Genomic DNA, 2335 nt, shown 5'->3' with positions numbered 1-2335 from the left:
CTCTCTTTCGCAAGTTTGACAAAGTCTGGGTTGATGTCAAAACCGATTCCCTTTAGCCCTAAATCCCTTGCAGCAATTATTGTACTGCCACTACCCATAAAAGGATCCAAAACAACATCACCCTTCTTAGTATATATTTTAATTAGTCTTCGACATAATTCCACCGGGAACATTGCAGGATGATTAAGTTTGCTCTCTTCTCGTGACTTAACAATATCCCATATGCTGATGGAATATTTCTCCCATGTTTTCCCATCAAGTTCATTTAATCTCTCCCTTTTATGAACCTCTTGATCATCCATTGCCCTCACCCTTTTCCTTCACTTCGCTCTCCTCCTTGTTTATCCAGAGCATCATAGCTTCTGTTAGGGCCTTCCCCATATATCCTCTTAAAGCTCCATATCTGGCTATTACAAGCTGCTTAAACTTCTTTAAAACTTCATCCTCTACGCCTGTTGCACTCAATTTAACGGTTTTAGTCATCGCACCCCACATTTTATATAAAATAATTAATCTTTTAAGTGTTTTGGTGATAGAGAGTTTTAGGGATTAGGTGATAATTAATGCATATGGTGAAGAAGTTTTATATACTACCTTTTTGTAGTATGTTATTGGTAGTTAACTTGTATTTAAGGTTATAAATTATCGCTTCCCTTAGTGAGAGAATAATTAGCTTTTTGGTAGTGTCTGCTGTTGCTGTTATGTGTTTTCTAGTGCGTTGATTATGTTGAGTGTTTTGTTGAAATTTTTGATTGTGTAATCAGGTTTTATGGTTTCGATGTTGAGGGCGTTGATTTGGATTTTTACGAATGGTGTCATGCTTCTGTCAATTAGTATGGTTTTTAGTCCGAATTGTTTTGGATAGTATACGTCAAAGATTGTGTTGTCGCCAGCTATAATCTTAAGATTGTTGTTTTTTGGTATTTTGTAGAATTTTTCTCACGATTGATTGGTTTTTGTAATTTGGTTTTTAATTCGTCCACTAGCTTTTGTAGTTCATAAGAAGTATATTATTTAATGCTGAGACTCTCCAAGCACATCATATTTATCAAGGATTTTCCCCATAAATTCTTTTAATATGCGAGCAGTCTTACGAAGTGTTTGAAGCGCATCTTCCCTCTTAATCCAACCTTTCTTCACTTTAGTAGTTAAATCTCTAAGCTCTTCATCATGTCTTTGCCCGTAGTGTGCTGCAAAATTTCCAGCTTCTCTAATCTCATTTAACTGTTGTTCAAGCTCACCATTTATATAGCCAGAAGTCTTCGCTTTACAAAGTATTCGTTTCCACTTCGCTTGTATTAAGCTATAATTTATTTCCATTTCTTGTATCATTTTCGGTTTTTCCCACCATCTCTTTATTTTTCTTGCGGTGAGAAGATAAACTGCTGTTTCACTGCTTGCCCGACACATTATTGCTGTAGCCATGTAAGCTCCATTCTGATAACAGGATAAGGCTTCCCTAAACAAATCAATAGCAGATGCGAATAAAGGATATGTTTCCGTGTAACCTCTTGCAGAAACTAGATCATTCCATATATTTTCTAAATCCTTCTCCCTAGCTAATCTATGCTCATCACACTTAGACGGGCCTACCCACGCATAATCCTCTTCCATATTATTCTACATTAAAACGACCAAACATTTATTTTTTCTTGAGACATATTTGGACCTAGCAACTTAAGGTTTGTTAGGGCTCGCATGTGTTTTTTATGCTACTTCATGCTACTTTTACGTTTAATTAGTGCGTATAAGCGCGTGTAAGTTTATGTAAGCTAATGTAAAATTCTGGATTTTGAAAGTTTCACTCATGTCTGTGTCTGTCTGCGTTTGTGTCGAGCTTCAAAACTTTAAACCTCACAAGAATACGAGAGTACAAGGAACATCACAAGGAACTTCACAAGCGTTTGAAGTGAGGCGTTTGATCCCCCTGGCCATCAATCTGTTTACACGTACTCTATATGATGAATTTGAAAGTAGGTCAGGAGTTAAGAAGAACATATAAAAGACTGGCAAAAGAGGCTCCGTACAATTTATGAAATTCACAATTGAACAAATTTTTCTTCCCCAAATTATTGATGAGCTACGACCTTAAATAAGAATGTTGTGGCTGGTTTTGGAGTATTGATTTCTTGCCGAGTATTTTTGTAATGTTATTAGGATAGTTTATGGTGTAAATGTTAGTATGCTTTTGAAGAGTTGTGGTATTAGGGTGTTCATTGTGAAGATTGAGATGATTGCTGTTGATGTGAGTATTGCGATTTTTATTGTGTTTTTTGCTGTGAAGTCTATTGTTTTTGCTGTGAGTATTGCTAGGAAGACTGAGCTTGTGATGACC

General features: G+C 36.1%; 3 protein-coding genes. All 3 read right to left on the bottom strand.

The features are described from left to right. Positions 1-302: site-specific DNA-methyltransferase (locus MRT15_RS11895; RefSeq protein WP_304330493.1), on the bottom strand; the 302-nt coding region annotated here is incomplete at its 3' end. Beyond that, entirely contained in the window at positions 295-483 is a 189-nt protein-coding gene (locus tag MRT15_RS11890) for a hypothetical protein (protein WP_304330490.1), read from the bottom strand. The genes MRT15_RS11895 and MRT15_RS11890, both read right to left, overlap by 8 nt. A gap of 531 nt (positions 484-1014) precedes the next feature. Beyond that, positions 1015-1614 (bottom strand): DUF4145 domain-containing protein, encoded by a 600-nt coding sequence (locus tag MRT15_RS11885; RefSeq protein ID WP_304330489.1) that lies wholly within the window; start codon positions 1612-1614, stop codon positions 1015-1017. Between the last annotated feature and the right edge of the window lie 721 nt (positions 1615-2335).

Origin of the sequence: Candidatus Culexarchaeum yellowstonense (assembly GCF_024707025.1) — an archaeon.
In the GTDB taxonomy this organism is placed as follows: domain Archaea; phylum Thermoproteota; class Methanomethylicia; order Culexarchaeales; family Culexarchaeaceae; genus Culexarchaeum.
The sequence above is the reverse complement of the archived record's forward strand: the minus strand, read 5'-3'. Positions and strand labels throughout refer to the sequence as shown.